General features: G+C 68.3%; 21 protein-coding genes and 1 pseudogene. 13 read left to right on the top strand and 9 right to left on the bottom strand.

What is annotated here, in order from left to right; all coding sequences use genetic code 11:
• Nucleotides 1-55: 55 nt before the first annotated feature.
• Nucleotides 56-1,336 carry a PP2C family protein-serine/threonine phosphatase gene (locus DRW48_RS01355; RefSeq protein ID WP_162784656.1) on the bottom strand — a complete coding sequence of 427 codons (1,281 nt, stop codon included), beginning with the start codon at nt 1,334-1,336 and terminating at the stop codon, nt 56-58.
• A 138-nt stretch (nt 1,337-1,474) separates the two neighbouring features.
• Between DRW48_RS01355 and DRW48_RS01350 the strand changes: the two genes are divergently transcribed.
• From DRW48_RS01350 to DRW48_RS01335, 4 genes are all read left to right on the top strand, one after another.
• Entirely contained in the window at nt 1,475-2,707 is a 1,233-nt protein-coding gene (locus tag DRW48_RS01350; RefSeq protein WP_114074846.1) for an argininosuccinate synthase, read from the top strand.
• Between the two features lie 107 nt (nt 2,708-2,814).
• On the top strand, nt 2,815-3,294 hold the full coding sequence (locus DRW48_RS01345) for a VOC family protein (protein ID WP_114074845.1): 480 nt from the start codon (nt 2,815-2,817) through the stop codon (nt 3,292-3,294).
• Between the two features lie 46 nt (nt 3,295-3,340).
• Nucleotides 3,341-3,880 carry a molybdopterin adenylyltransferase gene (mog, locus tag DRW48_RS01340; RefSeq protein ID WP_114074844.1) on the top strand — a complete coding sequence of 180 codons (540 nt, stop codon included), beginning with the start codon at nt 3,341-3,343 and terminating at the stop codon, nt 3,878-3,880.
• A gap of 5 nt (nt 3,881-3,885) precedes the next feature.
• On the top strand, nt 3,886-4,413 hold the full coding sequence (locus DRW48_RS01335) for an NADPH-dependent FMN reductase (RefSeq protein ID WP_114074843.1): 528 nt from the start codon (nt 3,886-3,888) through the stop codon (nt 4,411-4,413).
• Between the two features lie 24 nt (nt 4,414-4,437).
• Here the strand turns inward: DRW48_RS01335 and dapD are convergent, their stop codons facing one another.
• Nucleotides 4,438-5,283 carry a 2,3,4,5-tetrahydropyridine-2,6-dicarboxylate N-succinyltransferase gene (gene dapD / locus DRW48_RS01330; protein WP_114074842.1) on the bottom strand — a complete coding sequence of 282 codons (846 nt, stop codon included), beginning with the start codon at nt 5,281-5,283 and terminating at the stop codon, nt 4,438-4,440.
• Between the two features lie 95 nt (nt 5,284-5,378).
• Here dapD and DRW48_RS01325 point away from each other — a divergent pair, with 95 nt between their 5' ends.
• Entirely contained in the window at nt 5,379-6,206 is an 828-nt protein-coding gene (locus DRW48_RS01325) for an LOG family protein (RefSeq protein ID WP_114077270.1), read from the top strand.
• Nucleotides 6,207-6,258: 52 nt separating this feature from the next.
• On the opposite strand, the gene DRW48_RS01320 is transcribed toward DRW48_RS01325, so the two are convergent.
• From DRW48_RS01320 to gpmI, 4 genes and pseudogenes are all read right to left on the bottom strand, one after another.
• Nucleotides 6,259-6,747 carry an RNA pyrophosphohydrolase gene (locus DRW48_RS01320; protein ID WP_114077269.1) on the bottom strand — a complete coding sequence of 163 codons (489 nt, stop codon included), beginning with the start codon at nt 6,745-6,747 and terminating at the stop codon, nt 6,259-6,261.
• A 338-nt stretch (nt 6,748-7,085) separates the two neighbouring features.
• Nucleotides 7,086-8,444 (bottom strand): annotated as a pseudogene (locus tag DRW48_RS01315) (S41 family peptidase); the annotation flags it as partial.
• Nucleotides 8,441-9,745, bottom strand: a complete 1,305-nt coding sequence (locus DRW48_RS01310) for a murein hydrolase activator EnvC family protein (protein WP_114074841.1) — start codon at nt 9,743-9,745, stop codon at nt 8,441-8,443. The gene DRW48_RS01310 and the pseudogene DRW48_RS01315, both read right to left, overlap by 4 nt.
• Nucleotides 9,742-11,289, bottom strand: a complete 1,548-nt coding sequence (gene gpmI / locus DRW48_RS01305; protein ID WP_114074840.1) for a 2,3-bisphosphoglycerate-independent phosphoglycerate mutase — start codon at nt 11,287-11,289, stop codon at nt 9,742-9,744. The genes DRW48_RS01310 and gpmI overlap by 4 nt, the downstream gene beginning before the upstream one ends.
• A 465-nt stretch (nt 11,290-11,754) precedes the next feature.
• Here gpmI and DRW48_RS01300 point away from each other — a divergent pair, with 465 nt between their 5' ends.
• The 5 genes from DRW48_RS01300 to DRW48_RS01280 all read left to right on the top strand — a co-directional run bounded on the left by DRW48_RS01300 (nt 11,755) and on the right by DRW48_RS01280 (nt 15,890).
• A complete protein-coding gene (locus DRW48_RS01300) occupies nt 11,755-12,336 on the top strand; it encodes a DUF6778 family protein (protein WP_114074839.1) in 582 nt (193 codons plus the stop codon).
• Between the two features lie 63 nt (nt 12,337-12,399).
• Complete coding sequence (gene zapE / locus DRW48_RS01295) at nt 12,400-13,506, top strand: cell division protein ZapE (protein ID WP_114074838.1); 1,107 nt, start codon at nt 12,400-12,402, stop codon at nt 13,504-13,506.
• 71 nt (nt 13,507-13,577) lie between these two features.
• A complete protein-coding gene (locus tag DRW48_RS01290) occupies nt 13,578-14,054 on the top strand; it encodes an ureidoglycolate lyase (RefSeq protein WP_114074837.1) in 477 nt (158 codons plus the stop codon).
• Nucleotides 14,051-14,680 (top strand): ribonuclease HII, encoded by a 630-nt coding sequence (locus DRW48_RS01285; RefSeq protein ID WP_114077268.1) that lies wholly within the window; start codon nt 14,051-14,053, stop codon nt 14,678-14,680. Before DRW48_RS01290 ends, DRW48_RS01285 begins: the two co-directional genes overlap by 4 nt.
• Nucleotides 14,681-14,765: 85 nt before the next feature.
• On the top strand, nt 14,766-15,890 hold the full coding sequence (locus tag DRW48_RS01280) for a site-specific DNA-methyltransferase (protein ID WP_114074836.1): 1,125 nt from the start codon (nt 14,766-14,768) through the stop codon (nt 15,888-15,890).
• 91 nt (nt 15,891-15,981) lie between these two features.
• Here the strand turns inward: DRW48_RS01280 and DRW48_RS01275 are convergent, their stop codons facing one another.
• Together DRW48_RS01275 and DRW48_RS01270 are read right to left on the bottom strand one after the other, a co-directional pair.
• Nucleotides 15,982-17,127 carry an alkane 1-monooxygenase gene (locus DRW48_RS01275; protein ID WP_114074835.1) on the bottom strand — a complete coding sequence of 382 codons (1,146 nt, stop codon included), beginning with the start codon at nt 17,125-17,127 and terminating at the stop codon, nt 15,982-15,984.
• 69 nt (nt 17,128-17,196) lie between these two features.
• Complete coding sequence (locus DRW48_RS01270) at nt 17,197-18,252, bottom strand: A/G-specific adenine glycosylase (RefSeq protein WP_114074834.1); 1,056 nt, start codon at nt 18,250-18,252, stop codon at nt 17,197-17,199.
• Nucleotides 18,253-18,375: 123 nt separating this feature from the next.
• On the opposite strand from DRW48_RS01270, the gene DRW48_RS01265 reads away from it, so the two are divergent.
• From DRW48_RS01265 to DRW48_RS01255, 3 genes are read left to right on the top strand one after another with little or no spacing between them, the layout of a single operon-like run.
• The gene (locus DRW48_RS01265) at nt 18,376-18,957 is read left to right on the top strand and encodes a DUF721 domain-containing protein (RefSeq protein ID WP_241963325.1); all 582 of its coding nucleotides are present in this window, start codon (nt 18,376-18,378) and stop codon (nt 18,955-18,957) included.
• Nucleotides 18,954-19,751: a DsbA family protein gene (locus DRW48_RS01260; protein ID WP_114074832.1), complete on the top strand. Its 798-nt coding sequence runs from the start codon at nt 18,954-18,956 to the stop codon at nt 19,749-19,751. Before DRW48_RS01265 ends, DRW48_RS01260 begins: the two co-directional genes overlap by 4 nt.
• Entirely contained in the window at nt 19,751-20,857 is a 1,107-nt protein-coding gene (locus DRW48_RS01255; RefSeq protein WP_114074831.1) for a CaiB/BaiF CoA transferase family protein, read from the top strand. Before DRW48_RS01260 ends, DRW48_RS01255 begins: the two co-directional genes overlap by 1 nt.
• A 20-nt stretch (nt 20,858-20,877) precedes the next feature.
• Here DRW48_RS01255 and DRW48_RS01250 read toward each other — a convergent pair whose 3' ends face one another.
• A complete protein-coding gene (locus DRW48_RS01250; protein WP_114074830.1) occupies nt 20,878-23,070 on the bottom strand; it encodes a primosomal protein N' in 2,193 nt (730 codons plus the stop codon).
• Between the last annotated feature and the right edge of the window lie 208 nt (nt 23,071-23,278).

Raw genomic sequence — 23,278 nt, 5'->3', positions numbered from 1 at the left:
AGCCTGCCATTCGGCCATGTCGGGCAGGTGAATGATCGCGCTCGGGAAGCGCCCCTCAGGACAGCGCGGGCAGGATCCGGTCACGCTCGATCAGGACGGCCGAGATATCGTCTGTGCGCTTGCCCTGGGTGAATTGCGCGACCGACCAGCAGAGCGATTCCAGAAAGGGCGATCCGCCGAGGAAGGCGTTGGTACGCAGGATGGCGATCAGCCCGTTCTCGGCCAGCATCGCGCCGACGTGGTTTTCCGCCTCGGTGATGCCGTCCGAGCAGACGAAGAGCCGGCCGCCGGGCTCAAGCTGAAAGGTCACCTCTTCCCAACTGGCGCCGCTGATCAGGCCGATCGGCATGCCGCCAAGGCCCAGCACCTCGACCGAGCCATCGGCGTGCTGCAGCAGTGGATGGGGGTGGCCGGCCTGCACCAGCTGGCCCTTGCCGCTCATCACGTCGAGATCGACATAGACCATGGTGAAATAGGCCTCGGTCGCCATCTCTTCCAGCATCAGGCGGTTGAAGATCTGGGCCACCTCGGCCGGGCGCCGCGCGTCATAAAGGTCGTTCTCGTCCAGCCGCAGGGCGATATTCTCGCCCGCGATACCGCTGAGATAGGCAGCCAGCCGCGCCGTCAGCAGCGCCGCCGCGACGCCGTTGCCTGAAACGTCGATGGCGTAGAGCGCCACGCGGCGGGCGTTGATCGGGAAAAACCCCACCAGATCGCCGCCGACATGCCCGGCCGGACGCAGCAGCAGCGACACCTCGACCTCGCCAAAGCGGGCGTTGCGCGCGCCCAGCAGGCCCTGTTGCAGGCGGCGGGCGGCAGAGAGGTCGGCCTCCGTCTCGGCCTGGATGGCCTGCAGGCGGGCCAGCGTCTCGGCCATCTCGCGCCGCCCTTCGGACAGGCGTCCGGCCATGGTCAAAAATCGCTCGCCGGCGGCGAGGCGGGCAGCCAGTTCGATCGGCACGACCGGGCTCATCAGGAAGTCGTCGGCGCCGGCGCCCAACGCGGCCTCGACCCGTTTGCCGGCCGTGGGGGGAATGATGACGATGAAATAGGCGAACTGATCCTCGGCCCAGCCGGCGCGGCAGGCGCGGCACAGATCCGCGGCCGTCAGATCGCCGACTTGCCAGTCGCAGAGGATGAAATCTGGCCGCTCGGCCGCGGCCCGCAGCGCCTCGGCCGCAGTGCCGGCCACGGTCACCTGCAGACCGATGGCGGCCAGCTGAAGAGCCAGCCCCTGGCGCGCGTCGCCGGGTTCGGCAGCCAGCAGGACGCGGCGGCCCCCCGAGGGTCGCAAGACACCTGACACCGGTGCGATCTGGCGATTCGGCTTGGCCACGCGGGATGGGTAACGCATTGGTCTGAAGGCGATGTTAATGGCAGTCGGGACCGTGGGCCGGCCCGACCCCTCGAACCTTGTCGGGTGCGCCGTTTCGGCCTATGCCGGCGCATCATTTCACGAGGGGATATCTGGCAGATGCCGCAGGAAAACGCGCCGAAGAAAGTGGTTCTCGCCTATTCGGGCGGTCTGGATACCTCGATCATTCTCAAATGGTTGCAGACCGAATACGGCTGCGAGGTCATCACCTTCACCGCCGATCTGGGCCAGGGCGAAGAACTGGAGCCTGCGCGCGCCAAGGCCGAACTGCTGGGTATCGCGCCCGAGAACATTCACATCGAGGATCTGCGCGAAGAATTTGTGCGCGATTTTGTCTATCCGATGTTCCGCGCCAATGCCCTTTACGAGGGGTTGTATCTGCTTGGCACCTCGATCGCCCGTCCGCTGATCGCCAAGCGGCTGGTCGAACTGGCTCACCAGCACGGCGCGGACGCGGTGGCGCACGGCGCGACCGGCAAGGGCAACGACCAGGTGCGGTTCGAGCTCAGCGCCTATGCGCTCGACCCGTCGATCAAGGTGATCGCGCCGTGGCGGCTGTGGGACCTGACCAGCCGCACCAAGCTGATCGAATTTGCCGAGGCGAACCAGATCCCGATCGCCAAGGACAAGCGCGGCGACTCGCCGTTCAGCGTCGATGCGAACCTGCTGCACACCTCGTCCGAGGGCAAGGCGCTGGAGAACCCGGCCGAAGCCGCGCCGGACTATGTCTATCAGCGCACCGTGAACCCGGAGGACGCCCCCGATACGCCCGAGTTCATCGAGATCGGTTTCGAGCGCGGCGATGCGGTGTCGATCAACGGCGAGGCACTGTCGCCGGCGACCGTCCTGACGCGCTTGAACGAGCTGGGCGGCAAGCATGGCATCGGCCGGCTCGATTTCGTCGAGAACCGCTTTGTCGGGATGAAATCGCGCGGCATCTACGAGACGCCCGGCGGCACCATCCTGCTGGAGGCGCATCGCGGGATCGAACAGATCACGCTCGATAGTGGCAGCGGCCACCTGAAGGACAGCCTGATGCCGCGCTATGCCGAGTTGATTTACAACGGCTTCTGGTTCAGCCCCGAGCGCGAAATGCTGCAGGCGCTGATCGACAAGAGTCAGGAGCATGTGACCGGCACCGTCCGGCTGAAGCTCTACAAGGGCCTCGCCACCTGCGTCGGCCGCTGGTCGGACCACAGCCTTTACAGCGAGGCGCATGTGACCTTCGAGGAGGACGCCGGCGCCTATGACCAGAAGGACGCGGCTGGCTTTATCAAGCTGAATGCCCTGCGCCTGAAGCTGATCGGCAACCGCAACGCCCGCTTCCGCTAAGCGCCCAGCGATGGGCGGCGTCCCCGCTCATCGGTCCCGCCAGCGCGGAACATCCGCACACTGTTGCGCGTTCCCGCGCCAGCCGAGCTTTCGGGAGGGCGCTGAACATGGCAATTGCGAAAAACACGATCTGCCTCTGGTTCGAAAAGGAAGCCGAGGCGGCTGCGCGCTTTTATGCCGCGACCTTTCCGGACAGCGCTGTCACCGGCTTTCAGCGTGCGCCCGCCGACTATCCGTCAGGCAAGGCGGGCGATGTGCTGACGGTAGATTTCACCGTCGCCGGCATCCCCTGCATTGGGCTGAACGGCGGCACCGCGTTCAAGCAAAGCGAAGCCTTCTCGTTCCAGATCGCCACCGAAGATCAGGCCGAGACCGACCGCTACTGGAACGCCATCGTGGGCAATGGCGGGCAAGAGAGCGCCTGCGGTTGGTGCAAGGACCGCTGGGGCGTCTCGTGGCAGATCACGCCGCGTACGCTGACCGAGGCGATGAGCGCCGGCGGGGAAGAGGCGAAGCGGGCGTTTACGGCGATGATGGACATGAAAAAGATCGATGTCGCCAAAATCGAGGCGGCGCGGCGGGGGTGAGGATCATCAGCTTTCCATTGTCGCGCTGTGCTGACATCTTGACCGCATGACCCAGCGCACAACCGCCCGCATCGCCATCGTTACCGTCTCGGATCGCGCGAGCAGTGGCGAATATACCGACAAATCCGGCCCCGCGATCGAGGATTGGGTCCGCCGGACCATTACCTCGCCGATCGAAGTCGCGCGCCATATCGTTCCGGACGGTCGTGAGATCGTGGCCGAGATGCTGCGCCGGCTGGCCGATGACGACGGCGCGGACCTGGTTCTGGTGACCGGCGGGACTGGCCCCGCGCCGCGCGATCTGACCCCCGAGGCGGTCGCCGACGTGATGGAAAAGGAACTGGAAGGCTTTGGCGAGGAAATGCGCCGGGCAAGCCTGCGCGAGGTGCCCACCGCGATCCTCTCGCGCCAGACCGCCGCGATCCGTCACAAGAGCCTCATTATCACGCTGCCCGGCAAGCCCGCCGCAATCGACACCTGCCTCTCGGCGGTCTTCGCGGCTGTGCCCTATTGCCTCGATCTTATGGGCGCTGCGCGGATCGAGACGGATCCCGACATCATCGCGGCCTTCCGACCCAAGGCCTGAGGACAGTGCAGGTCCTGGCCCTGTCCGGCAGTGCGCGGACGGCCTCGACCAACACCGCCATGCTGCGTGCGGTGGCGGCGGCTGCACCGCCCGGTTGGTCTGTCGATGTGTTCGCCGATGTCCACCGCCTGCCGGTGTTCTCGCCCGACATCGAGGCCGATCTTCCAGCCGCCATCAGCGCCTTCACCGACCGCGTCGCGGCCTGCGATGGCATCCTGGTGGCCAGCCCGGAATACGCCCATGCCATCCCGGGCGGGTTGAAGAATGCCATCGACTGGCTCGTGGGCGGCGGTGCGGTTATCGGCAAACCGATCGCGTTGTTACATGCCTCGCATCGGGGCGAAGACTTGCTTGCGCAGTTGCGCCTCGTGCTGGGCACGATCAGCGACGGGTTCCAGCCGGACACCTTCTTGCGGTTCAGCCTGATGAAGCTGGCGCCGGCCGAAATTGCCGAGACCCTCGCCCGGCCAGCAGAGGCGGCGCGGATCGCGGAGTTTCTGGACCGGTTCGCCAAGGTGGCCGGCCGCGTTTAGGACGGTCACCTGGACGCGGGCCACTCAGTCCCGCAGCAGTTCGTTGATGCTGGTCTTGGACCGGGTCTGCGCGTCCACCCGCTTGACGATCACGGCGCAATAAAGATTTACCCCGCCCGAGGAGGGCATCGAGCCGGCGACGACGACCGATCCGGCCGGCACCTCGCCGTAGGTGACGTTGCCGGTCGCGCGGTCGACGATCTTGGTCGACTTGCCGATGAAGACGCCCATCCCGAGGACGCTGCCCTCGCGCACGATGCAGCCCTCGACCACCTCGCTGCGGGCGCCGATGAAGCAGTCGTCCTCGATGATGGTCGGGCCGGCCTGCATCGGCTCCAGCACGCCGCCGATGCCAACGCCCCCCGACAGGTGGACGCGCTTGCCGATCTGGGCGCAGCTGCCGACCGTGGCCCAGGTGTCGATCATCGTCCCTTCGTCAACGAAGGCGCCGATGTTCACGAAGGACGGCATCAGGACGACGCCCTTGGCGATATGCGCGCTATAGCGGACCACGGCAGGCGGCACGGCGCGAAAGCCCGCGTCGCGCCACTGGTTGTCGCCCCAGTCCTTGAACTTGTTGTCGATCTTGTCCCACCAGGTTCCACCTTGGGGGGCGCCGCTGAAAATCTCCATGTCCTTGAGGCGAAAGCCCAGCAGGACAGCTTTCTTGGCCCATTGGTTCACGTGGTAGTCCTGCCCGCGCTTTTCGGCGACGCGCAACTTGCCCGCGTCTAGCGCGCTGAGCGTCTCCTCGATGGCCTCCCGCGCCGGACCGCGGGTGGCGGGGTTGATCGCGTCGCGCCCCTCCCATGCGGCCTCGACCGCGGCCTCGAGGTTGGCTTTTTCGTCTGCGGTGAGGGGGATGGACATGGGGCCTCCTGCGGCGGGCGATGGGTGGAACATTCAGCCTTTCGCCTATATGCCGGGCCGGTGCGGTGCAACGGGGCAGCGAGGATGTCAGCATGATGGACGACGAGGCGCACGAGGACGTCTTTCGCGACAGCCGCCAGGACGTTGCGGCCGCCGAGGCCGAGCCGAGCACGCCGCAAAGCCTGTCGCCCACCAATCGCCTTGCCTTTACCGACATCGATTTCCTCCTGCGCGAGGAACTGCGGCCGGTTCGCCTGCAGCTCGAGTTGCTGAAGACGCAGATGATCTTGGACGAGCATGGCATCGTCTCGACCGTGGTGATGTTCGGCGGCGCGCGCATCCCCGCGCCGCAGGACCGCGCCCGCGCGGCCACTCCGATGCTGGCGGACCTCAGCCACTACTATACCGAGGCCGAGCAGTTCGCCCGCTTGATGACCGAGCGCAGCATTGCCAGCGGCGGACGCGACTTCGTGATCTGCACCGGGGGCGGTCCCGGCGTGATGGAGGCTGGAAACAAGGGCGCGCAGGATGCGGGCGGGAAATCCATCGGCCTGTCGATCGTGCTACCGCATGAGCAGGCTCCGAACCTTTACGTGACGCCGGACCTCTGCTTCAACTTCCATTACTTCGCGATCCGCAAGATGCATTTCCTGATGCGCGCGCGGGCAGTCACGGTGTTCCCCGGCGGCTTCGGCACGCTGGACGAGTTGTTCGAGACACTGACCCTGATCCAGACGCGCCGCATGAAGCGCATGCCGGTGTTGCTGTTCGGGCGCGAGTTCTGGGAGGCGATTGTGAGCTGGCAGGGGCTGGTGGAGGCCGGCACGATCTCGGCCGAGGATCTGGACCTGATCAGGTATGTCGACACTGCGGACGAGGCGGTCGCCATCATCGACGCCTGGGTGCCGCAGGAAGATATCTGATCGTGCAGCGGTTCAGGTGGGTTTCCATCTTTGACCCGCAGCGAGGCGACGGTCAGGCCAGCCGGTCGCGGAAGGCTGCAAACACCTGGGCATAAACCTCGCGCTTGAACGGCACGATGCTGGCGAGAATTTCGTCCGGGGTCATCCATTGCCAGCGGTCGAACTCTGGATGCGCGGTGTCGATGTGCACATCGGCGTCGGTGCCGTGATAGCGCAGCAGGAACCAGCGTTGGCGCTGGCCGCAATACCGGCCCTTCCAGACCTTGCCCAGCAATTCTGGCGGCAGGTCATAGGTCAGCCAGCCCGGGACCTCGGCCTCGACGGTCACCAGGTCGGCGGCGAGACCGGTTTCCTCGCTTAGCTCGCGCAGGGCAGCTTCGCGCGGGGTCTCGCCCGTGTCGATGCCGCCCTGAGGCATCTGCCAGGCGGCGCCCGGGTTGTCGCGGCGACGGCCGGCGAAGACCCGGCCCCCGCTGTCCGCCAGGACGACGCCAGCGCAGGCGCGATAGGGCAGTCCCATCGCGCCGGTGCCCTGCGGCATTTCATCCGGCGTGCCTTGATCGGCGCCGGGGACTTCCCCGGACGCCTTGCCCGCGCCTTTCGGGCCGGCCTGACCCTTGGTCACGGCTTGGGCGCGGTTGCTGGCGCGGGGGTGGCCGGGCGGTCCGCCGGCCGTTCGGCCGGAGGATGGGCGGCGGGAGCGGTCGCGGCGGGGGCAGCCGCTGGAGCCGGGGCTGCAGGGGCAGGCGCGTTGCTGGCGCCGGGAACGCTCGCAGGATCGGGCGTCGCTGGGCCGCCGGCGGGGGCGCCGGGGGTGCCGCTGCCCGCGCCAGTCACCGCCGGCTTGGCCTCGGCGGGAACCTGGCCGGCCTCATGCGCAACCGCCGACAGGCCCTTGAGGATATCGACCGCATAGGCCAGCTGATAATCCTCTTCGCGCAGCTTGGCGGTCGCCTCGGCGTCGACCATCTCGGCCTCGATCTGCTTTTTCTCTTCGTCGCTGATCGCGTCGTTGTTCAGCGCGCCGCGCAAGTCGGCTTCCGAGCGGTCAAAGCGTGAGGCGCTGCGCGGCTTGTTCGCGTCCTCCGCGCCCGTCTCGCCATCCACGCCCGCGACCTGATCGGTCGGCGGCCGCGGCTGGGCCACGACGATGTCGGGGCTGATGCCCAGCGCCTGAATCGAGCGGCCCGACGGCGTGTAATAACGCGCCGTGGTCAGGCGGATGGCGCTATCGCTGGTCACTGGCATGACCGTCTGCACGCTGCCCTTGCCAAAGCTGCGCTCGCCCACGGCAATGGCGCGTCGCTGGTCCTGCAGCGCACCTGCGACGATTTCCGAGGCCGAGGCCGAGCCGCCGTTGATCAGCACAACCATCGGCTTGTGCTGGGCCAGATCGCCCGGCTCTGCGTTCCAGCGCTCGGTATCTTCGGGCAGGCGCCCGCGGGTCGAGACGATCTCGCCCCGATCCAGGAACGCGTCGCTTACCTTGATCGCCTGATCGAGCAGGCCGCCAGGGTTGTTGCGCAGATCGAGGACAAAGCCAGTCACCTTGTCGATTCCACCTGCCTCCTTGACCGCTTTTTCCAATTCGGTCTTGAGGGTGTCATAGGTCTCGTCGTTGAACGTGCTGACGCGCAGCACGACCGCATGTCCGGCGACGCGCGTCTTGACCACCGTCAGTTTGATCGTGTCGCGCGTCATCGTCAGGTCGAACGGTTCTTTCTCGCCCTTGCGCAAGATGGTGATCGTGATGTCCGACCCGACCGGGCCGCGCATCTTGTCGACGGCCTCGTCCAGACCCAGCCCCATCAGGCTCTCACCGTTGACATGGGTGATGAAATCGCCGGCCTCGACGCCTGCTTCGGCGGCGGGGGTGCCGTCGATGGGAGAGATCACCTTGATCAGGCTGTCCTCCATCCCGACCTCGATGCCGAGGCCGCCAAAGCTGCCGCGGGTCTGGGTCTGCATGTCGGCGTAATCGTCCTTGGACAGGAACGACGAATGCGGATCGAGCGAGGTCAGCATGCCGTTGATGGCTGCCTCGATCAGCTTCTTGTCGTCGGTCTGCTGGACGTATTTCTCGCGCACGGTCTCGAAGATGTTACCGAACAGGTCGAGCTGTTCATAGACCGTAGCGCTCTTGTTGGCGTCCTGGGCCAGCAAGGGCCCAGCGAGCTGCGTGGTGACGAGGATGCCCGCCAGCGTGCCGCCGATGCCGGCGAGAAGGTAATTCTTCATTCGTCCGTCCCGTTGTCCTCGGCGCCGCCGACAGCGGTAGCGTCCGTTGTGGTGTCCTCGGCCGCGACAGGTCCATCCTGGCCGCTGTCCGAACCTTCCTCGGTTGTCTCTTCCCCGTTCGCGCCTGCCGCCGCGACCTGCGCCACGACGGCTGGATCCGTCACGAACCAGTCGGCAGGATCGAGCGTGTTCTTATCCTTGCGAAGCTCGATATACAGGCTCTCGCCGGAAGTTGCATTCGTGCCATGCGCGGCATCGACGACAAAATTGATTCCGAACTCGGGGCCTGTGCCTTCATCTCCGCCCATCAGGCCGACAGGCTCGCCCGCGGTCAGCACATCGCCGGTCTCGCCGAACACCTGGGCCATCCCTGCCAGGACCAACAGATAACCCCGCGCGGGCTCGAGGATCATCACGTTGCCGTAATCGAGGAGCGGGCCGCGATATCGGATGGTCGCGGCCCAAGGCGTCGTGACCAGTGCGCGCGGCGCGGTCGCCAGCACCAGCCCGGGACGGCGCACGCCGGCGCGGTCGGGCTTGTTATAGCCGCGCAGCACCTGGCCGATGGCCGGCAGCGGCAGGCCGCCTTGCGCGCCCTCGAAGTCGGAGAGGGGCGGGCCGACATCGGCCTCGAGCGCGGCGACGCCCTTGGCAAAGGCGTCCAGCGACTCGGCCGAGGCAGCCAGTTGCTTCAACTCGTCCGGATCATCTAGGAACCGCTTGGGCAGGGTCGAGCGATCGGTCACGGCCGAGGCGAGCAGGCGCCGCGCCTCTTGCACCCGGCCAAGGCCCGACGCGAGCGTCTCGGCCGCATTCTCCTGCGCCTTGCGAATGGTCGCGATCTCGTCGAGGTCTGTGCGCAGCCCGTCGGCCTCGGCCCGCAGGGCGGGGGCAACGCTGGCCATGACCATGCCAGCGCGGGCCGTCGCTTCTGGACCGCGCGGGTGCAGCAGCAAGGTTGCCTCGGGTGCGCGGCCGAGGTCGGCCATCACCGCCAGCATGCGCGACAACTCGCCCCGCCGCGCGTCAAAGCCGTCGCGGATCTGATCCTCGCGCGCCGAGGCGCGGCGCAGGCCCTGGCGCAGGGCAGCCTGGCCCTGCTCGTAGGCGCGGATCACCTCGGAGAGGGCCACCACCTGGTCATCGGCGCTCAGCGCCTGGTCCAGCTTGCCGGTCGCCGCCCGCAGGGCGCTGGCAGCGGCCCCCGCCTCGGCCGCGGCGCCATCGGCCGGAGTGGTCGCGGCGAGCACGGGTGTGCCGACCAGCAGCGCGGCGCAGATGGCAAGGCTGCGACGGATCATGCCATGCCCTCACGCTGGATCAGGCTGGTGCCGGTCATTTCGGGCGGCGGGGCAAGGCCCATCAGGTCCAGCACCGTCGGCGCGAGGTCGGCCAGCCGGCCATCGCGCAGGTGCGTCCCGGCCGGGCCGCCATGGACGATCACCGGCACCGGGTTCAGCGTATGGGCGGTGTGCGGCCCGCCGGTCGCGGGATCGACCATCAACTCGCAATTGCCGTGATCGGCGCAGATCACTGCCGCACCGCGCGCCGCATCCAGCGCAGCGATGATCCGGCCAAGGCCGCTGTCCACCGCCGCGCAGGCGCGGATCGCCGCGGGTAGGCTGCCGGTATGGCCGACCATGTCGGGATTGGCGAAATTGACCACGATCAGATCGTAATCGCCCTGCGTGATGGCATCCACCACGCTCTCGGTGACCTCCTCTGCCGCCATCTCCGGCGCCAGGTCATAGGTCGCAACCTTGGGGGAGGGGCGCATCACGCGGTCCTCGCCGACCTCGGGCGCCTCGCGGCCGCCATTCAGGAAGAAAGTGACATGCGGATATTTCTCGGTCTCGGCGATGCGGATCTGGCGCAACCCGTGTGATGCGACCCAGGCGCCGAGCGTGTTCGTAATCTGCCGCTTGGGGTACATCGCGCTCATGTAAAGGTCATGCAGCGCGGAATAATCGGCCATTCCCATGACCGCTGCCCAGGCCGGGCGGCGGCCAGGATCGAAGGCGGTGAAATCCGGTGCGGCGAGGGCGGCCATGATCTCGCGCGCCCGGTCGGCCCGGAAATTTAGGCAGAAGAAGCCGTCGCCGTCGCGCGGCCCTGTGTAGCCGGCGATGACGGCCGGTTCGATGAACTCGTCTGTGGTACCGGCGGCATGGGCATCCGCGACCGCGGTCGGACCGTCCGGCGCGGGCGTGCCCTTGCCATGCAGGATGGCGTCGGTGGCGCGGGCGATCCGCTCCCAACGGTTGTCGCGGTCCATGGCCCAGTAGCGGCCGATGACGGTGCCGATGCGGGCGCCCTCGGGCAAAGCGCCTGCAAGCTCGGTCACGAAGCCCAGCGCGGACGAGGGCGGCACGTCGCGCCCATCGGTGATGGCATGAATGATGACCGGAACGCCGGCCTCCACGATGGCTCGCGCCGCGCCAATCAGATGGGCGATGTGGCCGTGCACCCCACCGTTCGAGGCGACGCCCATCAGATGCGCCGTCCCGCCCGAGGCCTTCAGCGCTGCGACGAATGCGCCGAGCGCGCTGTTGGCGGCGAAGCTGCCATCCTCCAGCGCCAGGTCGATCTGGCCGAGGTCCATCGCCACCACCCGCCCCGCGCCGATATTGGTATGCCCGACCTCGCTGTTGCCCATCTGCCCGCGTGGCAGGCCGACATCGGGACCAAAGGTCGTGAGCGTCGCATGCGGGTCCTGCGCCAGCAGGCGGTCCATGACCGGCGTGTCGGCCTGCGCCGGGGCGCTGTATTCGGGGATGGCCCCGATACCCCACCCATCGAGGATGCACAGCATCACCGGGCGCGGATGTGCAGGGGTAGGCGTCATTTCGGGGCCTCTGGCGGCGGCGGGTGCGGGCCGTTCTACGCGCACGGGCCCGGCGCGGCAACCGGAAGGGAGGCCTCCCGGCGGGATGCGGCGCGGGGGTGCCGGGGTCGTGATCTGGGGATGATCGGGTGTGTCGGGTTGGTGGGCTCTCCGTCGGGATTGAACGCGCGACGGGGAAGGGCAGGGCGTCAGCCAGCGCGGCTCACCGAGTCGGCGGGGCTGCGATCTTTGCTGCGACCCCCGCGAATCTCCCCGCCATAGGGGCCGCGCGGGCGGGTGCGGACGCCTCGAAGAACTGTGACATCTTACGAATTTGCGCAACCCAAACACGAAATCGCGAGCACTTCCCATGCGTCATACACGCAAGCGATGTAACTTGCGGCTGGTGGCCTGATTTCCATTTACCCCGGCGCGAAAATTTCTTTCTTCAACAAGATCAAAATCTTTTGCCGAGGACGACGCGCCATGTTCCGCCCAATTCTTCTTGCCCTCACCCTGGCCGTCGCCGGTTGCGCCGGGCAAGAGCAGTGGAAAACCGACTACACCCAGATCGACCCTGCCACGACCGCCGGCTGGTCCGTGCGCAGCGTCAGCGTCGCGGTTCCTGAAACCCTGACCGTCAGCGAACAGAACGTCCCGCTGCCGAACGCGGACATCGTCTGGCACGGCGAGGCCGAGGGCGACCGCCGCGCCCAGGTGGCCGAGATCATGCGCGAGGGGATCACCGCAGGCGCGGCTGGCCTTGGCGGCAAGCGCGGGGTGACCATCGCCGCCACCGTCACCCAGTTCCACGCCCTGACCCCCCAGGCGGCGCAACTGATCCAGAACTTCAGTGGCGCAGGCGTCGACAACATCTCGTACACCGCGCAGGTGTTCGACGCCCGCACGGGCGAGGCGCTGACCGAGCCGCAGGCGATCCAGGCGGCGATGCCCTCGACCACCCTCGACAACCGTGCCGAGATCGTCGCTCATATCGCGGCCGTGACCCAGAACTGGCTGGGCCGGGGCGCCGATCCGCGCGTCACCTTCAACCGCTTCGGCCGCTGAGGGCTGCAACTGGTTCGCGCCACCCCCTTGCGGGTTGGCGCGGATTTTGAAACGCCGTCCCCCATGACCGGGGTAATCGCACTCTACGACCAGGCTGTAGCCGCTGGACGGATCGCCGACGATCCGGCCCAGCGCGCGGTCCTGCCGGCGCTGGACCGGGCGCTGGCCGCGGTCGGCCGGACGCCACCCGCTGCGGGCGAAGGCTGGCTAGGCCGCCTCTTTGGCGGCGGCAACGCGCGCGAGGGGCAGGCTGCTGTCCCCGGCTCGGGCGGCCTTTACCTTTGGGGCGGGGTCGGGCGCGGCAAATCGATGCTGATGGACCTGGCGATGGCCGCCGCGACAACCACGGCCCGGCGCCGCGTGCATTTTCATGCCTTCATGCAAGAGGTGCAGGCTGGCCTGAACGAGGCACGCCGCGCCGGCGCGCAGGACGCCGTGCGCCCGGTGGCCGAGCATATCGCGGCCGAGGTCCGGCTGCTCTGCTTTGACGAGATGCAGATCACCGACATCGCCGATGCGATGATCGTCGGCCGCCTGTTCCAGATCCTGTTCGATCATGGCGTGGTGCTGATCACGACCTCGAACCGGGCGCCGGACGAACTGTACAAGAACGGCCTGAACCGCGACCTGTTTCTGCCCTTCATCGACCTGATCAAGACGCGCATGGAAATCGCGGAACTGGCCAGCCCGCGCGATCATCGCCAAGACCGGCAGGCCGGATCGCAGGTCTGGTTCACCCCGGCTGATGCTGCCGCGCGCGCCGCTATGGACGCCATCTGGGCAAGGCTGACCCACGGCGCGCCGCCGCGGCCGAAGACCCTATCGGTGCAGGGGCGCGATCTGGTGCTGCCGGCGTTTCACGAGGGGGTCGCCCGCGCATCGTTCTGGGATTTGTGCGGCCAGCCGCGCGGCCCAGCCGACTATCTCGCCATTGCCGCCGCGGTGCGGGTGCTGATGATCGACAGCATCCCGCGCCTGTCGGCCGCCAACTTCAACGAGGCGCGGCGCTTTGTGACGCTGGGCGATGCGCTTTACGAGGCGCGGGTGCGGCTGATCGCATCCGCGGCGGATCTGCCGGACCGCCTCTACTTAGAGGGCGAGGGCGCCTTCGAGTTCGAACGGACCGCCAGCCGCCTCGCCGAGATGCAGGCCGCCGACTGGGGAAGCTGAGGGACTTGCGTTGCGGCCCCGCGCTTGCGAGCAAGGGGACCGAACTTCCCGTGGACGACCCGAAAGCCGCCATGCAGATCGCCATCGAGCCCCTGACCGCTGACGCCTTCGCCCCCTTCGGCGAGGTGCTGGCCCCCCGCACCGAGCCGAGCCGGATGATCAATGCTGGCCGCTGCGAGCGGCACCACGCGCTGGCGACTGTCGAGCGCGGCGAGGGCGAGGCAATTCTCTCGATCTTTCGCAGCCAGGGCGTTGATCTTCCTTACAGTTTCGACCTGCTGGAACGCCACCCTTTGGGCAGCCAGGCCTTCATGCCTCTGTCCGATCGCCCTTGGCTCTCGATCGTCGCGCCCGACGCGGACGGCCGGCCGGGCACGCCACGCGCGTTCCTGGTGCCGGCCCATACTGGTGTAAACCTGTGGGCTGGCACTTGGCACGGGGTGCTGACTCCACTCGGCGGCGCGGCGGAATTTTTTGTTGTCGATCGAGAGGGTAACGGGGAAAACCTCGAGGAAATCTCGATTCCTCCCGTGACGGTGTGCGCGTGAAAGGCGGCCTCCAGTTCGAGCGCGCGGCCTGGGCCGAGGGGGCGGTGCTGGTCGCCGGCGTGGACGAGGTCGGCCGCGGCCCGCTGGCCGGGCCGGTGACCGCGGCGGCGGTGATCCTGCCCGCCCGCGGAATCCCGCGCGGGATCGACGACAGCAAGAAGCTGACCGCCGAGGCGCGCGAGCGCCTGGCGGTGCGCATCATGGCCGTCGCCGAATTCTGCGTCGCCCATGCCAGCGTCGCCGAGATCGACGAGGTCAACATCTACTGGGCCAGCCACCGCGCCATGTGTCGGGCCATTGCCGGCCTCGCCCGGCGCCCCTGCCTCGCGCTGGTCGATGGCAATCGCGTCCCGCGCGATCTGGACGTCCCAGGCCGCGCCATCATCTCGGGCGACGCCCGCAGCCTGTCGATTGCAGCCGCCTCGATCCTGGCCAAGGTTGCCCGCGACCGGATCATGGTGGATTTGGCGCAACAGCACCCCGGTTATGGATGGGAGCGGAACGCAGGTTACGCGACGCGAACGCATTGCGACGGGCTCGAGCGCTATGGCCCGACCCCACATCATCGCCGCAGCTTTGCCAGGGTACACAAGATGTTGTGCCAAGATGAATTCGTAAGTTGCTGATTCAATATAGTTTTTGACGCCGATTCGGCGATCGGTCAGAATCATCCACAAGCACGGCCACCAAGCGCCGGCACGAGGGACGAGCATGACTGCGATCCAGACCAAGCCGCGCAAACCTGCGCCGGCGCTGCCACTGAACACGATCCTTTCGGGCGATTGCATCGAGATGATGGCGACCCTGCCGGATGCCTCGGTCGATCTGGTTTTCGCCGACCCGCCCTATAACCTGCAGTTGAAGGGCGCGTTGCACCGTCCCGACAACAGCCTGGTCGATGCGGTCACCAATGACTGGGACCAGTTCGCCAGCTTTGCCGCCTATGACCGGTTCACCTGCGAGTGGCTGGCGCAGGCCCGCCGGGTGCTGAAGCCGGACGGGGCAATCTGGGTGATCGGCAGCTATCACAACATCTTCCGCGTCGGCGCGGCGCTGCAGGACCTGGGCTACTGGCTGCTGAACGATGTCGTCTGGCGCAAGTCGAACCCGATGCCGAACTTTCGCGGCAAGCGCCTGACCAACGCGCACGAGACGCTGATCTGGGCCAGCCGTGCGGAAGGCGCAAAATACACCTTCAATTACGAGGCGCTGAAGGCCTTGAACGAGGGCGTGCAGATGCGCTCTGACTGGACCTTTCCGATCTGCACCGGGGGCGAGCGGCTGAAGGGCGCGGACGGCGCCAAGGCCCATCCCACGCAAAAGCCCGAGGCGCTGTTGCACCGCGTTCTGGTGGCGACCACCAAGCCCGGCGACGTGGTGCTGGACCCGTTCTTCGGCACGGGCACTACCGGCGCGGTGGCTAAGATGCTCGGCCGCGACTGGATCGGGATTGAGCGCGAGCCAGACTATATCGCTGCTGCCGAGGCACGGCTGGCCCGCGTGCGGCGCGTCGATGAGGGCGCGCTGGGTATCACCACGCCCAAGCGGGCCGAGCCGCGCGTGCCCTTTGGCCAGCTGGTCGAGCGTGGGATGCTGCGCCCCGGTGAGGAGCTCCACAGCATCAACGGCCGCCATTCGGCCCGGGTCCGGGTCGACGGCACGCTGATCGGGCGGGACGTCAAGGGCTCGATCCACCAGGTCGGAGCCGCGCTCGAGGGGGCGCCGAGCTGCAACGGCTGGACCTACTGGCACTTCCGGCGCGAGGGGCAACTTGTCCCGATCGACCTGCTGCGCCAGCGGCTGCGCGCCGAGATGGACAGCTCCGGTCCGAACTGATCCTCATTGCTTGCCTCGGTCCCGACGCGCCTGGGCGCGGGACCAACTGTGACCCGCCGGCAGCTGCCCTCCGGCGGGTCTTTTTTTCGCGCTAGAGAGCGTTGCGCGGCATCGGCGTCCGGCCCTTGTTGTAGTCGGACCAGTCCTGGATGTCGGGATAGAACTGCCGCCGCCAGGCGCGCACCCGCGGGTTCATCCGCCGCCGCCACAGGGGCGGGACCATCGCCATGAAGGTCATCGCCGGATAACCCAGCGGCAGCTGCGGCGCTTCGTCCTCGCCATAGGTCTGCAACAGCGGAAAGCGCCGGTCCGGCTTGTAGTGGTGGTCCGAATGGCGCTGCAAGTTGATCAGCAGCCAGTTGGACGCGGTGTGGGCCGCGTTCCAGGAATGGCGCGGCATGACATGCTCGTACCGGCCATTGCCGAGGTGGCGGCGGGTCAGGCCGTAATGCTCGACGTAATTCGTCAGCTCCAGCTGCCAGATGGCGATGAAGGCCTGCCAGACGAACAGCAGGACGCCCTGCCAGCCGCCCAGGGCGAGGGCTAGGGCCAGCATCGCCAGTTGCAGGGCCGCAAAGCGCCAGAACGGGTTGCGATGGTGCCAGACAGGCAGGCCGCGCCGGGCCAGCAGCGCCCGCTCGGCCCGCCAGGCGCTGCGCGGCGATTCCCACAGGACGCGCGCGAAAAAGCGGTGGAAGCCCTCGTTATAGCGCGCCGACACGGCATCGCGCGGCGTTGCCACCCAGGAATGATGCACCAACAGGTGTTCGGTGCGGAAATGGGAATAGAGCGTGCTGGCCAGCAGCAGATCGCCCAGCCAGCGCTCGAACCCGACCTTCTGATGCAGCAACTCATGGGCGTAGACGATGCCGATGGTGCCTGACGGCACGCCGATGCCAAAAAACAGGCCGGCCTTTTCCCAGCCCGACAGGTGGGCCCTGTGGGTCACGTACCAGATGGTGCCGAAGATGACGCCCGCCTGAACCGGGAACCACAGCCAGGTGATCAGGCGATACCACAGCAGATCCTCGACCGGCGTTTCGGTTTCGGGGTTTTCCTCGTTCAGGCCGAGCAGGCGGTCGAGAACTGTGACCATGAACCAGCCGTAAAGCGGCAGGATCAGGAACCACAGCCCGCCCAGCCGCGCGGCGATCACGACCAGCGGCACCATGCCCAGCGACAGCCAGAAGGGCAGGGCGTCGCGAAACAAAGGGCTGATGGGGCGCGTATTCTGCATGGCGCATCTCATAAACGCGAATCGGGCTGTCCCGCCAGCGAGGCGTGGCGTCGCCCTTGCTGGCCAGGGTCAGGGCCCACCTTCGCGGGCCAACGCCCAGGCCTTGCGCATCAAGCCGGGCATGGCCGTGCCGTCAAAGCCAGCCTCGGGCGTCCAGTGTCCCCGCCTGGCGGGCCCGGTCGCGATCCCGGTCAGCACCGTTAAATCGAGCGCGAAATGCGTGAACACATGCCGCACCAGCCCGACGTCGCTCCAATCGGCGGCGACCGGCGGCCCGGCATCGGTTCCGTCCCAGCCGGCCGTCGGAAAGCCGAGCGTGCCGCCGAGCAGCCCGCGCGCCGGACGCGTCTCGACCAGCAGCTCGGGGCCGTTGCGGGCAATCCAGACCCTTCCGAGACGCTGCGGCTTTGCCGCCTTGGGTAGTTTGCGCGGCAATTCGGTGGCGATCCCCATGGCGCGGGCTCGGCAGGGGCCGAGCAGCGGGCAAATCCCGCAGGCCGGGCTGCGCGGGGTGCAGATCGTGGCGCCCAGGTCCATCATCGCCTGCGCGAAATCGCCGGGCCGGTGCTGCGGGGTCAGTAGCCCCGCGAGGCGTGTGAGTTCCGGCTTTGCAGCGGGCAACGGTGTCTCGACCGCAAAGAGGCGCGCGGTCACGCGCTCGACGTTGCCGTCGACCACGGTCTCGGCGCGATCGAAAGCGATCGCAGCGATGGCGGCCGAGGTATAGGGGCCGATTCCGGGCAGGCTCGCCAACTCGTCCCGTGTGTCCGGAAAGCCCCCGCGTGCTGCGACCGCACCTGCGCAGGCGATCAGGTTGCGGGCGCGGGCGTAGTATCCGAGGCCCGCCCAGGCGGCCATGACCTCGGCCTCGGGCGCGGCGGCGAGGGCCTCGACGGTGGGCCAGCGGGCGGTGAAGCGGTGGAAATAGCCCGCCACGGCGGCAACGGTAGTCTGTTGAAGCATAACTTCGGAAAGCCAGACGCGATAGGGGTCGGTCCGCTGATTGCTGCCCGGCGGCGTACGCCAAGGCAGCATGCGCGCATGGCGATCATACCAGCCGAGCAGCGCCGGTGCGATCTGATCGGGCGCAAAATCGAGGGAGGGGGGTTGCGGGCCACGGGACATCGCGGGGGATGTGGGCCGCGCGGCGCGGGGCTGTCAATGGTGCCAGGTTGACGGGCCTGTCACGCAATTTTCAGTGCCCGGCCTCTGGCGCGGGGCGCGGCGCGGGGTCACAGTGGCCGCGATATGGCCGCCCGCACGCCCTCAAGCACGCCCGCCTCTGCCCCCCGCCGCAGGATGCGCGGGTTCGAGCCTGCTGCCGGACTGCTGGCCGACGCCGTCCGGCGTGCCGGCGAGGGGCGGGGTTTTGCCGTCGCGCGCCTGCTGACCCACTGGCCAGAGGTCGTGGGCCGCGACATCGCCATGCTGTGCCGGCCGGTTCGCATGACCCATGCCCGCAACGCCGGGCCTGCCGGCGCGAGCGTGGCCCCCGGCGCAACGCTGGTGTTGCTTACGACGGGCCCTAATGCCCCGCGGCTGGAAATGATGCTGCCGCAGATCCGCGAGCGGGTGAACGCCTGCTACGGCTGGAATGCCGTATCGCGTGTGACGCTGACCCAGACCGCGCCGGCCGGCTTTGCCGAGGGGCAGGCCGTCTTTGCTAGGCCAACCGCCCCCGAACCCCCGACGCCAGGGCCGGAGGCGCTTGACCGCGCCCGCGCCGCGGCCGAGGGAATTGACGACCCGACACTCGCCGCTGCGGTGGCGCGTTTTGCGACCCTCTATCTGTCCCACAGGGACACCATCAGAAAGGCCCGCCAATCATGACGGACATCGCCACCCCGAACCTGCGCCGCACGATCACAGTGCTGCTGGCAAGCGCCGCGCTGGGCTTTGCCGCGCTGCCGGTCGCCGCCCAGACCGCGGCCCCTGCGACTGCGCCGACCACGGCTGCCCCCGCCGCCCCGGCCGCGCCCGCGGCCGACGCCAAGGCAGCGGATGCCACCCCCGCCGAGCCGACGCCCGGCCCGGCACCCAAGCTGCTGGATGACATCGTCCTCGGCCAGCCGGATGCGCCGCTGACCATCATCGAATACGCCTCGTTCACCTGCAGCCACTGCGCGGATTTCGCCAAAGAGAACTTTCCGACCCTGAAGTCGGAATATATCGACACCGGCAAGGTCCGCTTCATCCAGCGCGACGTCTATTTCGATGCGGTCGGCCTTTGGTCCGGCATCCTCGCGCATTGCGAGCCGACGAAATACTACCCCGTCGGCGAGATGCTTCTGACCACGCAGGACAAATGGCTGGCCCCGGCCAAGTCGGGTGACGAAGTCGCCGCCAACCTGCGCAAGGTTGGCCTTTCGGCTGGCATGACCGAGGCGCAGATGGACGCCTGCTGGAACGACACCGCCATGATCGAGCGGCTGGTCGCGACGTACCAGAGCAACGCCACCAAGGACGGGCTGGAGGGCACGCCGACCTTCATCATCGGCGGCGAGAAGGTTCCGAACCAGGCGTGGAAGGACCTCAAGGCCAAGATTGACCAGAAGCTGGCCGAGGCCGAGGCCAAGCCCGCAGGGGCTGCGGCCCCCGCCACCCCCGCCGCGCCGGCAAACTGATGCCGGCCCCCCTCGAGGGTCTGAAGGTCGTCGAGTTGGCGCGGATTCTGGCTGGCCCCTGGGCCGGTCAGATCCTCGCCGATCTCGGGGCCGAGGTCACGAAGATCGAGGCCCCCGAGGGCGACGACACCCGCCAGTGGGGCCCGCCCTATGTCGAGCGCGAGGGCGAGCGCTCGGCCGCCTATTACCACGCCGCCAACCGCGGCAAGCAGTGCGTCATCGCGGATTTCCGCACCCCCGAGGGTCAGGCGCGCGTGCGCGCACTGATCAAGGGGGCCGACGTTCTGATCGAGAATTTCAAGGTGGGGGGCCTCGCGAAATACGGCCTCGACTGGCCGTCGGTGCAGGCGCTGAACCCGCGGCTGATCTATTGCTCGATCACCGGCTTTGGCCAGGACGGCCCCTATGCGCATCGTGCGGGCTATGATTACATCATCCAGGGCATGTGCGGCCTCATGAGCGTGACTGGCGAGCCGGCGGACCAGCCGCAAAAGGTCGGCGTCGCCGTCATCGACCTGTTCACGGGCATCTATGCCTCGACCGCGATCCTTGCCGCGCTGCGTCAGCGCGACCAGACCGGCACCGGTCAGCAGATCGACATGGCGTTGCTGGACGTCGGCGTCGCGGTGATGGCCAACCAGGCGATGAACTACCTCGCCTCAGGCAAGGCGCCGCAGCGGCTGGGTAATGCGCATCCCAATATCGTCCCCTATGCGGTGTTCGAATGTGCAGATGGCTGGATCATCATCGCCGCCGGCAATGACGGACAATACCGTCGGTTGGTCGGGCTGCTGGGCCTGCCGGGGCTGGCCGATGCGCCCGATTACCGCACCAATGGCGACCGGGTCGCCAATCGCGACGCGCTGAGCGCGACGCTGGGGGCTGCGACGCGCGGCTGGCAGCGCGCTGATCTGCTCGCCGGGCTGGAGGGGGCGGGCGTCCCCGCCGGGCCGATCAACGACATGGCCGATGTGTTCGCCGACCCGCAGGTGATTGCCCGCGCCTTGCGGATCTCCCCCGACGGCGTGCCGGGCGTGCGCACGCCGATCCGCTTTTCGGATGCCGAACTGGCGCTGGACCGGGCCTCGCCCCGCCTTGGCGGCTAGCGAGGCATGCCGCGACCGCGCTAGAGAAAGCTTTGCGGATCGATGTCGACCGCAAGGCGCATGTTGGTCGGCAACTTCACGCCCGAGAGCCAGCGGCGCACGGCGTCCTGCACTGGCGCCTGCCGGGGCGCCCGGATCAGCATCCGCACGCGATGCCGTCCGCGGATGCGCGTGATCGGGGCGGGGGCGGGCCCCCACAGCTCGGCCCCGATTTCGGCCAGCGGCGCGGCGCGCCCGGCCAGATGTCGGGCAAAATCGGTCACCGCGCCAAGGTCGGGATGGCTGAGGATGATGCCGACCAGCCGCCCAAAGGGCGGCATTCCGGCCTGGCTGCGGGCTGCCGCCTCGGCGTCCCAGAACGCCTCCTCGTCGCCTGACAGGATCGCGCGAATGACCGGGTGGTCGGGTTGGTGAGTCTGCAGCAGGGCCTCGCCCCGGTCGCCCGCGCGCCCGGCGCGGCCGGCCACCTGCTGCATCAGCTGAAAGCTGCGCTCTGCCGCGCGCAGGTCCGCGCCCTGCAGCCCCAGGTCGGCGTCGATCACGCCGACCAGCGTCAGGTTGGGAAAGTTGTGCCCCTTGGCGACCATCTGGGTGCCGATGATGATGTCCGCCTCGCCGGCCGAGATGCCGGCAATCGCCTCTTTCAGCGCCCGCGCGCTGGAGAACAGGTCGCTGCTGAGGATCGCCGCGCGGGCATTCGGGAAACGGGCGGCGACCTCTTCGGCGAGCCGTTCGACCCCCGGCCCGACCGGCGCCATCTTCCCCTCCACGCCGCAGGCCGGGCAGACGGTCGGGATCGGTTTGGTGGCGCCGCACTGATGGCAGACGAGGCGGTTCAGCACCCGGTGCTCGACCATCCGCGCATCGCAATCGTCGCAGCCGACCTGCGCGCCGCAGGCCCGGCACACCGTGACCGGGGCATAGCCGCGCCTGTTCAGGAACAGCAGCGACTGCTCGCCCCTGGCCAGTCGTGCCTCGACCGCGCGGGCCAGCGTGGGCGAGATCCAGGTGCCGGGGCGCATCTCCTCTGTCCGCAGGTCGATGGCGGCCATCTCGGGCAACTCGGCCGTGCCGTGCCGGCTGGGCAGGTCCAGCCGCTCGTACTTGCCGGTCTGCGCGTTCACCCAGCTTTCCAGCGAGGGCGTGGCCGAGGCGAGCACGACCTGCGCGCCCTCGATGCTAGCGCGCAGCACGGCCATGTCGCGGGCCGAATACCAGACCCCATCCTCCTGCTTGTAGGCGCTGTCATGCTCTTCATCGACGACGATCAGGCCGAGGTCGCGGAACGGCAGGAAAAGGGCCGAGCGCGCGCCGACCACCAGATCGACGCCGTGCCGCCCGGCCATGTGCCACAGGCGCCGGCGCTCGGCCCCGGTGACGCCGCTGTGCCATTCGCCGGGACGCGCGCCGAACCGCGCCTCGACCCGGTCGAGGAACTCGGCCGACAGGGCAATTTCCGGCAGCATGACCAGTGCCTGCCGGCCGTGGCGCAGGCATTCGGCCACCGCCTCCAGGTAGGCCTCGGTCTTGCCGGAGCCGGTGACCCCGCGCAGCAGGGTCGCGGAGAAACCGCCCTTGCGCTGGGCGGCGGCAAGGCTATCCGCGGCAGCGCGCTGGTCGGGTGACAGAGGCTTGCCGGGCCGACCCGGATCAAGGCGCGGGAAGGGGGCGTCGCGCGCGGCCTCGGTCTCGGTCAGGGTGCCGGCGGCGATCAGGCCCTTGACGACGCTGCTGCCGACCCCCGCGAGGCGCGCCAACTCGCCCGGCTCCAGCGGACCGCCACCATGCTCGTCGAGCGTATCGAGGATGCGGGCGCGGGCATCTGTCATCCGCTGTGGCGGATCGCCGGTGCGGTGGACCACGCGGCGCGCGGCCGGCGGGTCGGCCAGCCCCGGCGCGCGCGTCGCCATTCGCAGCAGATGGGGCAGGGGCGTCAGGGTGTATTCGGCGGTGCGGTTCAGGAACTCGATCATCGAGGGGGCCAACGGTTCGGCGTCAATCAGCCGGCCGACGGGCCGCAGGCGCGCTGCGTCGAAATCGCCTGCGCCCGGCCCCCAGACGCAGCCCATCACCCTGCGCGGCCCCAGTGGCACGACGACAAGCTGGCCCAGTGCCACCCCGCCCTCGGGCGCGAGATAATCCAGCAGGCCGACCGGCTCGGTGGTCAGCACACCGATCCGCTGGCCGGCAGCGTAGTGAAGGGGATCAGTCAAGGTCGTCCGCGAACCTCAGTCCGGGCAGGAACTGCCGGTGAAGCAGGCGCGGGCATCGCGCCCGCCGCTGCATGTGCGCCATACGACAATATCGCCCACGCAGGCCAGCCCGCGCAACCCAGCCGCCAAAGGCCCGCGGCGACAGCGCCGTCATGTCTTCGCGCGTCCGTCAATGCGCTTCCGCCCCGAGGCGTTTCGCGTTAGACCG

Source organism: Paracoccus suum (assembly GCF_003324675.1).
Lineage (GTDB): Bacteria > Pseudomonadota > Alphaproteobacteria > Rhodobacterales > Rhodobacteraceae > Paracoccus > Paracoccus suum.
This window is presented reverse-complemented; position numbering and strand designations above follow the sequence as displayed.

What these genes read in the sequence shown, in the direction of transcription:
- DRW48_RS01280 (WP_114074836.1), top strand. Translation starts at nt 14,766, where the DNA reads ATGACTGCGATCCAGACCAAGCCGCGCAAACCTGCGCCGGCGCTGCCA.
- DRW48_RS01275 (WP_114074835.1), bottom strand. Translation starts at nt 17,127, where the DNA reads ATGCAGAATACGCGCCCCATCAGCCCTTTGTTTCGCGACGCCCTGCCC.
- DRW48_RS01310 (WP_114074841.1), bottom strand. Translation starts at nt 9,745, where the DNA reads ATGATCCGTCGCAGCCTTGCCATCTGCGCCGCGCTGCTGGTCGGCACA.
- mog (WP_114074844.1), top strand. Translation starts at nt 3,341, where the DNA reads ATGACCCAGCGCACAACCGCCCGCATCGCCATCGTTACCGTCTCGGAT.
- DRW48_RS01300 (WP_114074839.1), top strand. Translation starts at nt 11,755, where the DNA reads ATGTTCCGCCCAATTCTTCTTGCCCTCACCCTGGCCGTCGCCGGTTGC.
- DRW48_RS01260 (WP_114074832.1), top strand. Translation starts at nt 18,954, where the DNA reads ATGACGGACATCGCCACCCCGAACCTGCGCCGCACGATCACAGTGCTG.
- DRW48_RS01320 (WP_114077269.1), bottom strand. Translation starts at nt 6,747, where the DNA reads ATGCCGCAGGGCACCGGCGCGATGGGACTGCCCTATCGCGCCTGCGCT.
- zapE (WP_114074838.1), top strand. Translation starts at nt 12,400, where the DNA reads ATGACCGGGGTAATCGCACTCTACGACCAGGCTGTAGCCGCTGGACGG.
- DRW48_RS01265 (WP_241963325.1), top strand. Translation starts at nt 18,376, where the DNA reads ATGGCCGCCCGCACGCCCTCAAGCACGCCCGCCTCTGCCCCCCGCCGC.
- DRW48_RS01290 (WP_114074837.1), top strand. Translation starts at nt 13,578, where the DNA reads ATGCAGATCGCCATCGAGCCCCTGACCGCTGACGCCTTCGCCCCCTTC.
- dapD (WP_114074842.1), bottom strand. Translation starts at nt 5,283, where the DNA reads ATGTCCATCCCCCTCACCGCAGACGAAAAAGCCAACCTCGAGGCCGCG.
- DRW48_RS01350 (WP_114074846.1), top strand. Translation starts at nt 1,475, where the DNA reads ATGCCGCAGGAAAACGCGCCGAAGAAAGTGGTTCTCGCCTATTCGGGC.
- DRW48_RS01325 (WP_114077270.1), top strand. Translation starts at nt 5,379, where the DNA reads ATGGACGACGAGGCGCACGAGGACGTCTTTCGCGACAGCCGCCAGGAC.
- DRW48_RS01255 (WP_114074831.1), top strand. Translation starts at nt 19,751, where the DNA reads ATGCCGGCCCCCCTCGAGGGTCTGAAGGTCGTCGAGTTGGCGCGGATT.
- DRW48_RS01270 (WP_114074834.1), bottom strand. Translation starts at nt 18,252, where the DNA reads ATGTCCCGTGGCCCGCAACCCCCCTCCCTCGATTTTGCGCCCGATCAG.
- gpmI (WP_114074840.1), bottom strand. Translation starts at nt 11,289, where the DNA reads ATGACGCCTACCCCTGCACATCCGCGCCCGGTGATGCTGTGCATCCTC.
- DRW48_RS01345 (WP_114074845.1), top strand. Translation starts at nt 2,815, where the DNA reads ATGGCAATTGCGAAAAACACGATCTGCCTCTGGTTCGAAAAGGAAGCC.